The sequence below is a fragment of the Streptomyces boluensis genome (genome assembly GCF_009908195.1).
Taxonomy (GTDB): Bacteria; Actinomycetota; Actinomycetes; order Streptomycetales; family Streptomycetaceae; genus Streptomyces; species Streptomyces boluensis.
Window position 1 is genome coordinate 1 of record NZ_JAAAHS010000747.1, and the last position, 975, is coordinate 975.

General features: G+C 74.5%; 1 protein-coding gene. It reads left to right on the forward strand.

Going from position 1 to position 975, the window contains the following annotated elements; translation table 11 throughout:
- A partial coding sequence (locus GUY60_RS37885) for an alpha/beta fold hydrolase (RefSeq protein ID WP_161706029.1) occupies positions 1 to 954 on the forward strand: 954 nt, incomplete at its 5' end.
- Positions 955 to 975: the final 21 nt, after the last annotated feature.

The window sequence follows — 975 nt, forward strand, 5'->3', positions numbered from 1 at the left end:
GAGCACCGCCTCGTCGACGGCCCCGCGGGCCCGCTCCACCTCGTCGAGCAGGGCGCAGGCCCGCTCGTGCTGCTGCTCCACGGCTTCCCGGAGACCTGGCACTCCTGGCGCCACCAACTGCCCGCACTGGCCGCCGCCGGGTACCGCGCGGTCGCCCTCGACGTACGCGGATACGGCCGCTCGGTGGTGCCCGGCGACCCGTCGGCGTACCGGATGCTCGATCTCGTCGAGGACAACGCCGCCGTCGTACACGCTCTCGGCGAGGAGTCCGCGGTGCTCGTGGGGCACGACTGGGGTGCGGGCATCGCCGCGAACACCGCGCTCGTCCGGCCGGAGCTGTGCCGCGCGGTCGGGCTCCTCGGCGTCCCGTACAGCCCGCGCGGCGCGCTGCGGCCCAGCGAGGCGTTCGCGCGGATCGGCGGGGACGAGGAGTTCTACGTCCGGTACTTCCAGGAGCCCGGCCGGGCCGAAGCCGAGATCGAGCCCGATGTCCGGTCCTGGCTCGCCGGGTTCTACGCGGGCCTGTCGGCGGACACGATGCCGCCCGGCGGCGACGCGCTGTTCCTCGTGAAGCCGGGCGCGCGGATGGCGGACCGGTTCCCCTCGGGAGTGCTGCCGTCCTGGCTCTCCGAGGCCGAACTCGACGCTGTGGCAGCGGAGTTCACGCGTACGGGCCTGACCGGCGCCCTGAACCGGTACCGCAACATGGACCGCGACTGGGAGGACCTCGCACCCTGGGACGGCGCCCCCGTCACTCAGCCCTCGCTGTACGTCGCCGGGGCGGCGGACGCCTCCACGAAGTGGCTCGCCGACGCGGTCGAGGCCTTCCCGCGCACCCTGCCGGGGCTGCACGCCACGCACCTGATCGAGGGGTGCGGCCACTGGGTGCAGCAGGAACGCCCCGACACCGTGAACCGGCTGCTCGTCGACTGGCTCGGCACGCTGCCGCACTGAACGTGGGGCGCGGGCGCGTGG